Genomic DNA, 6,959 nt, shown 5'->3' on the forward strand with positions numbered 1-6,959 from the left:
ATTCCACATCATCGTGGTACTGAATGTTCTTTTTTATAATTCTACCTTACCATACAATCTTTTTCCCGGTTGCAGCCGATTCCTCGATGCGATCCAGTAGCTGATGCAGCTTTAAGGCATGGTTGAAATCAGGAGCGAGACGGGTGCCCGTCAAAATATCCTCGGCAAATACATGATGAGCCTTGGCTACATTCAGGGTTACCCCTTGTTTTGGAAAATCCAGTCCGCCATCAGGCTCAGCAGTTACACTTATTTGTTCAAACGCCCCATTAGGACCATGACTCTGCGTACTGCTTGGATCGTACGCAAGTTTTTCGAGTGTCAGATTCCCAAATTGAACATGCCCAAGCGTAGGATTCTGTGTCAAACGCAAAATGCCCTTTTTCCCCTGAATCTCTATCTCAAACTTAGAATTCACTCCGCCCTGAATGTGAACGGATATCGGCGCCCCCTTGTCCAATAGTCCGTGAATCAGAATCTGATCGGCTGTATCCTTGGAAATGACTTCACCCGTTTCCTGAATAGTGGCTTCATTATAGCGAGATGATGTGATGGCCGATAGCTCGCGGAATTCGCCAACGATGTATTGCAGCGCATCCAGAGAATGCCCGCCGTTAATCGTTAGTAGATTAGCGCCATTGGCTCTGTTCAGCAAATAAGCAGTGTCCTGATTTACTTGTCCACCTTTGCCGGAAGTAGCTACTTGCATATGGCAGGATAGAATTTCACCAATCTCTCCGCTCTCCACCAACTTTTTCATCGTTTGCACTTCAAGATCTTGCCGTGCCTGCAAGCCGACGGTATGATGAATGCCTGCAGTGCCGCCGCCTTGACCATTTCAGCAGCTTCCGCAGTGTTTGCCCCCAAGGGCCATTCACAAAAAATATGCTTTCTCTCATGAATTGCCGCCATCACCGCCTCATAATGATGGGGAACTTTTACGCTCACCACGACCATGTCTACATCCTCGGAAGCTGCGAGCTTTTTGGCATCATCAAAAGCCAGTGCCGCACCTACTTCTTCTGCACTTTGTCGTGCACTCTCCATACGGGAGGTACCGACGGCAGTGATATCCAGGTTTGAGTGCTTGAGCAACGCCGGAATATGCGTTTGACTAGCCCATTTATTATTCATCGAACCTCCTACGATACCTGCACGAATCTTCTTTATTACCATGTTGCCATACCTCCTAATTTTTAAATGAGGGTGGAAAGTAGCGTCCAAGGTCAATATAATACACTTAACTCATAAATAATAATGCTTGTTTATGATATAGGTATCATTTTATTTGATGGGAGGTGAAGGGATGGATATTGAAAATATGCAGGCATTTGTTTCGGTGGCAGAGCTGAGAAGCCTGACAGAAGCTGCCCAAAAGCTGAATCATCTGCAATCGAATATGACGGCTAAAATAAAGAAGCTGGAGGCCCATTACGGCACAGCGCTATTTTACCGAAAGCCCCGGGGTATGGAGCTGACACCTGCAGGAGAAATCCTATATGCTCAGTTCAAGCAAATGTTGTTGCTGTGGCAAGACACGGAGATGAAAATGAGACCGCAGGAGGAAAAGCTGCGCATCGGTACGATGCAGTCCATTGTTGCGGGGGAAACAACAAGGGCGCTTACGAAGGTATACGAGCTGTACCCGCAGGCCTCGGTTACATTAAAAACCGGAACCACCACGGGAATGGAACGATTGATTCTCGACGGCGAACTCGATATTGCTTTTGTTACAGGGTATCCCGCTAACCCGTATATTCATTATCAAAAATTATGCCGTGAAGAACTGGTACTGGTGGGGAAAGGCATACATGAGGGCTCGGATCTTAAACAGGTACTCCAAGGAGCGTCTATTATCATATTGTCGGATGGCTGCCTGTACCTCACGTATTTAGAGAAGATGTATCAGGACATGCAATTGACCCATGGCGAGGTTGTGGAGGTTGGTGTGTTTGAAACGATGGTACAATTTTCCTTGATGGGAATGGGAATCACCCTCATGTCCAAAAGGCTGGCGCGGCAATTCAAAGTAACATCCTATTTGCCCGCTCCCCCAACCTTTGGCTACATGGATACATATTTAATAACCCGGCCAAATCACGAAATGACAGCGATTGAACATAAATTTATCGAAATCAATAATACGATCTAATAGAGTAGGAGTGGAATTAGATTGACAAATAATCAGGGCAAGTACCAAGGTAGCCATGCCGTATTCCTGGGCGATAGTATTACGTTTGGATATGAATTACGTGATGGAGAAAAGCCATACCCCCACCTCGTGAGTGATGTATTAGGATTCCAAACTTTTGAGAATCATGGCATATCCGGCAGCAGTGTAGCCAGCGGTGGCTTTGAACCGATGTGTGAGCGTTATGAGAAAATGAACCCTCATGCGGACGTGATCTTTTTTATGGGGGGAAGAAACGATTTTTCGATGGGAGAAATATCGTTCGGTAGCTTGGATACGCCATCGACAGAAACGCGTACGTTTTATGGTGCGCTCAAGCATATTGCCGAAGGATTAATTAACCGTTACCCGGACAAGCTGATCGTCTTTTTGACCCCGCCTCACGGATCAAGTGATACCGTTCCTGAGCATCTGCCTAATGCTATCACAGGTCAAGTCTATAGCGCGTATGCACAGGCCGTGAGAGAAGTGGCCTCACTGTATTCTTTCCCGTGCTGCGATCTGTGGAATATCGCTGGAATTCAACCACTGTTGCCTGTGCATAAACAGATGTACTTTACAGGGGAAAATGGTATCCCTGACGGCCTGCACCCGAATCAGGCAGGCCACGAGCGGATGGCGGCTCGTATTATCGGATTTATGAATACACTGTAATGTATGGACTATTTCATCGTTTCATCGAATGACCTTAACTACAATTCAAGAATGCTCAGGCTATTTGTTTAGCTTGAGTATTCTTGAATTGTAGGATTTGTCTATATAGACTTGTCTCAGGACTTGTTTATTTTTAGTGAGGGTGTATAATACTTGATATATCAATTGATAGGTCAAGTATTAGGAGGATGGTTTGTCATCGAACATTGCTCTGAAAAAAGTCAGTTGTTTTATCGCATGCATCTTTTGTGTAAAGAAATGAATAACGCTTTTGAAGCACAGTTAAAAACCAGTTTTACCAAGGTTGAAATTTTGTATCATATTGACCATCGTCAGGAACTAAGCCAGCTAGAGCTCCAACATCTGCTCGTTCTGGATGGTGCAGCAGTGACTCGACATCTACGAAGGCTGGAAGAGGAAGGTCTGATTTTACGTAGTAAAAAAGAGCAGGATAAGCGTGTGACCTATATACGTTTGACCGAATTAGGGGTTCAAGAGCTGCAAGTTTTGTCAGAGCAAAGACAAGCCTTCCAGGAAAAGCTGCTATGTAAGTTTACAGATGAGGAAATTGTGGCTTTGACAGATGTACTACAGCGTATGTCCAACAATGTGAAGAATATATAAATGTGAGGAGGAAATGAATATGAAAGCCATCGTTATAGATCAGTATGGAAGCAAGGATGAATTGAAAGAAAGAGAAGTGCCTACTCCTACACCACTGGCTCATCAGGTTGTAGTCAAAGTGGCGGCTACCTCCATCAACCCAATTGACTGGAAGTTGCGTGAAGGTTACTTAAAACAAATGATGGATTGGGAGTTCCCGATTATTTTAGGCTGGGATGTAGCCGGCACTATTTCGGAAGTAGGCAGCGAGGTCACCGATTGGAAAGTGGGAGATGAAGTGTTTGCACGCCCGGACACCACACGGTTCGGTACTTATGCCGAGTATACCTTGGTGGATGATCACCTGTTGGCGCGTAAACCTGCCTCAATTTCTTGGGAGGAAGCCGCTTCTGTACCTTTGGCGGGGTTGACTGCTTGGCAGGCGCTTTTTACACATGGTCAACTGACCAAAGGGGAAAAAGTATTAATCCACGCAGGTGCAGGTGGCGTAGGCATGTTTGCTATCCAGTTTGCCAAACAAGCCGGAGCCTATGTCATTACTACAGCCAGTGAGCGTAATCATGAATTGCTTGCTTCATTGGGAGCCGACCAAATCATTGACTATCACACAACTCGTTTTGAGGAAGTTTTATCTGATGTGGACGTGGTGTTCGATACGATGGGCGGGGATGTTCAGAAGAATAGCTTTAAGGTAATGAAAAGGGGCACTGGACGGATCATATCCATTGTGAGCAATTTTGACGAAGAGCTGGTAAAGGAGTCCAACGTAACGGCCAAAAATATATGGCTGGAGCCCAACGGACAGCAACTGCAGGAAATTGCCGACCTGTTGGAGCAAAAGAAAGTAAGATCGGTAGTGGGAGCGACGTTTCCTTTTTCGCAAAAAGGCTTATATGATGCACACGCTTTAAGCGAAACCCACCATGCTGTTGGAAAAATTGCAATAACCTTCTCATAAGGATGAATACACATATACAGCACGAATGGAATTGCGCACGATGAAGATTTTAGAAGATTATTTTCACTACTATGATTTAGCAAAAGATGACGAGAAGAGTAGAGAGCGATTAATTAGCCTTTTTTCTGAGAAGATTGAGTTTGTATTGAATGGTGATCGAAAACAAGGTATGAACAGTTGGAAAAGCTTCTTGAATATGTTCTTTGAGGGATCGCTCGAAATCAAGCATATGTATGAAGGTTGGAAACCTGTACCCAGAGAACCTGATACCTATCAAACCAAATGGGCAGTGTGTGGTAAAAAAGCAACAGGCGAAGTTTATACACTTACTGGAGTGGACAAGGCCCGGCTGGATGCGGAAGGTAAGATCGTTTATCTGGAGAATATCCCAGACACAGCGAATGCATTTGATAAGTACAAAAACATCTGATTCCCTTAAATGATAACCCGTTAGCTGCATAATAGCTTGCGGGTTTTCTGTTTTCCGAACAATACATATATGTTTAATTTGTAACATTCGCTTTTTCTGTTGACAAGCAGTAGGTGAGAGCCTAAAATAACGAATGTAATAATATAGCGCATTGAATGCGAATATTACTTCAAACGAACGACAACAATACGAGTATGCTTTGCGTAGGAGGAATTACGACTCATGGAGCGTTTCTTTAAATTAAAGGAACATGGCACGAACGTCCGCACAGAAATTATAGCGGGGATTACTACTTTTATGACCATGGCTTATATTTTGGTGGTCAACAATACCTTTTTAGGTCCGACTGGAGCAGGTATGCCCAGTGAAGCTGTCTTTTTTGCGACGGCCGTAGGTGCAGGTTTGGTTACCATCCTGATGGGGTTATTCGTTAATGTGCCGATCGGCATGGCGCCGGGTATGGGCTTGAATGCTTATTTTATGACTGTAGTCCTGAGTTCTAATGGCATGATTACTTGGCAAGCGGCACTTGGCGCTGTATTTATATCCGGTATCGTCTTTCTGATTTTAACCGTGACACGAGTAAGACAGATGCTGCTTGTTGCGGTTCCGGAAAATTTAAAGACAGCTATTACAGTGGGTATCGGCTTGTTTATTACGATTGTCGGCTTCAAGCTTTGTAATCTGGTTATGGTGAGTATCGTTCCAGGGACAGATGTTGGTCAACCGGTTCCGGGGCATGCTTTTAATTTGATTTTGGGAAGTCTGGTACATCAAAAGGATGCACTGCTGGCCCTAATCGGATTGCTTATTATCGCAGCACTGATGGTCGTTCGGGTTAAAGGTGCATTGCTGATTGGGATCGTAGCTACTACATTAATCGGTATTCCGATGGGAGTAACGAATCTGAGTAGCTTGACAACAGGCAACTGGATTCCTGATTTCAGTAATTTGGCTGTAGGCCAGTTAGACTTGAAAGCAGCTTTGCATATTGGTCTGTTTGATATCATTTTCATTTTCACATTTGTAGAGTTGTTTGATACGTTCGGTACCTTGGTAGGTACGGCTACTCGCGCGGGTATAATGAAAGATAAGAAAAAAGGCGAGAAAATTATCGGTAAAGCGATGCTGGTGGATGCTGTTGGCGTAAGTACCGGTGCTGTATTGGGTACAAGTACGATTACAGCATTCGTAGAAAGCTCCGCAGGGGTAGAAGAAGGCGGACGTACCGGACTGACTGCTGTAACGACAGGTGTTCTGTTCTTGTTGGCCCTGTTTATTGCACCGTTGGCTCTGGTTGTGCCTTCTGCCGCTACTGCTCCAGCTCTGATTATTGTTGGGGTCCTAATGATGAGTCAGGTTCGTAACATTGACTGGGACAACTTCCTGTTGGCGTTTCCTGCATTTTTGACTATCGTGCTGATGCCTTTCACAGGTGGAATCGCGAATGGTATCTCTGCTGGTATTTTGTCTTACGTTGTGCTGGCTGTGTTCAGTAATCTGTTTACCAGCAATAAAGTTAAAATTCACTGGCTCATGTGGGTGCTTGCTATTATTGTAGTGATCCGCTTTGCCTTTATGGGCTCTGAGTAATTAGTAGATATAGAACAAAGAACCTCTTCCTGTTGCTTAAGGGAAGAGGTTCTTTGTTTGTAGTTAGACGCAGATAGATACAACGGAGCTATTATATAGAAGGAAAATGAATAATAAATAAAGTATTATGAATTTCACATAAAAAATGCTTGCAAACGGGATGTGTATATGGTATATTCTAATTCCGGCCAAGAAATACAATATTGCGAGCGAGTGTTACAAAAAACGTTTTAAAAAAATGCTTGCTAAGTTGGTTCGGACATGATATGATATAAGAGTTGATGAAGCGATGTGCTGAATTAACGAAATGAATGTTTGATCTTTGAAAACTGAACAACGAGTGAGTAAAACGATTTTGTTCGCAAAATCAAACAAGAGATATTTTTTATCTCGTCAGTTTCAAAATGAGCTTATCGCTCTTTCTATAAACCAGCTTCGGTTGGTCTTTAATGGAGAGTTTGATCCTGGCTCAGGACGAACGCTGGCGGCGTGCCTAATACATGCAAGTC

At 44.1% G+C, this 6,959-nt stretch carries 6 protein-coding genes, 1 rRNA gene and 1 pseudogene; 7 read left to right on the forward strand and 1 reads right to left on the reverse strand.

Annotated elements, in window-relative coordinates:
* Positions 1–46: 46 nt before the first annotated feature.
* Positions 47–1,176 (reverse strand): annotated as a pseudogene (locus ACWA2B_RS09510) (Gfo/Idh/MocA family protein).
* A 130-nt stretch (positions 1,177–1,306) separates the two neighbouring features.
* Between ACWA2B_RS09510 and ACWA2B_RS09515 the strand changes: the two are divergent.
* From ACWA2B_RS09515 to ACWA2B_RS09545, 7 genes are all read left to right on the forward strand, one after another.
* The gene (locus ACWA2B_RS09515) at positions 1,307–2,152 is read left to right on the forward strand and encodes a LysR family transcriptional regulator (RefSeq protein ID WP_069011293.1); all 846 of its coding nucleotides are present in this window, start codon (positions 1,307–1,309) and stop codon (positions 2,150–2,152) included.
* A 21-nt stretch (positions 2,153–2,173) separates the two neighbouring features.
* Positions 2,174–2,845, forward strand: a complete 672-nt coding sequence (locus ACWA2B_RS09520) for an SGNH/GDSL hydrolase family protein (RefSeq protein ID WP_069011295.1) — start codon at positions 2,174–2,176, stop codon at positions 2,843–2,845.
* A 153-nt stretch (positions 2,846–2,998) separates the two neighbouring features.
* Positions 2,999–3,469: a MarR family winged helix-turn-helix transcriptional regulator gene (locus tag ACWA2B_RS09525; RefSeq protein ID WP_039270704.1), complete on the forward strand. Its 471-nt coding sequence runs from the start codon at positions 2,999–3,001 to the stop codon at positions 3,467–3,469.
* 19 nt (positions 3,470–3,488) lie between these two features.
* Positions 3,489–4,427 carry an NADP-dependent oxidoreductase gene (locus ACWA2B_RS09530; protein WP_449291961.1) on the forward strand — a complete coding sequence of 313 codons (939 nt, stop codon included), beginning with the start codon at positions 3,489–3,491 and terminating at the stop codon, positions 4,425–4,427.
* 40 nt (positions 4,428–4,467) lie between these two features.
* A complete protein-coding gene (locus ACWA2B_RS09535; protein WP_220027006.1) occupies positions 4,468–4,857 on the forward strand; it encodes a nuclear transport factor 2 family protein in 390 nt (129 codons plus the stop codon).
* A 222-nt stretch (positions 4,858–5,079) separates the two neighbouring features.
* Complete coding sequence (locus ACWA2B_RS09540) at positions 5,080–6,450, forward strand: NCS2 family permease (protein ID WP_023987039.1); 1,371 nt, start codon at positions 5,080–5,082, stop codon at positions 6,448–6,450.
* Between the two features lie 446 nt (positions 6,451–6,896).
* Positions 6,897–6,959, forward strand: a 16S ribosomal RNA gene (locus ACWA2B_RS09545); the annotation flags it as partial.

The sequence above is a fragment of the Paenibacillus sp. CMM36 genome (assembly GCF_053570945.1).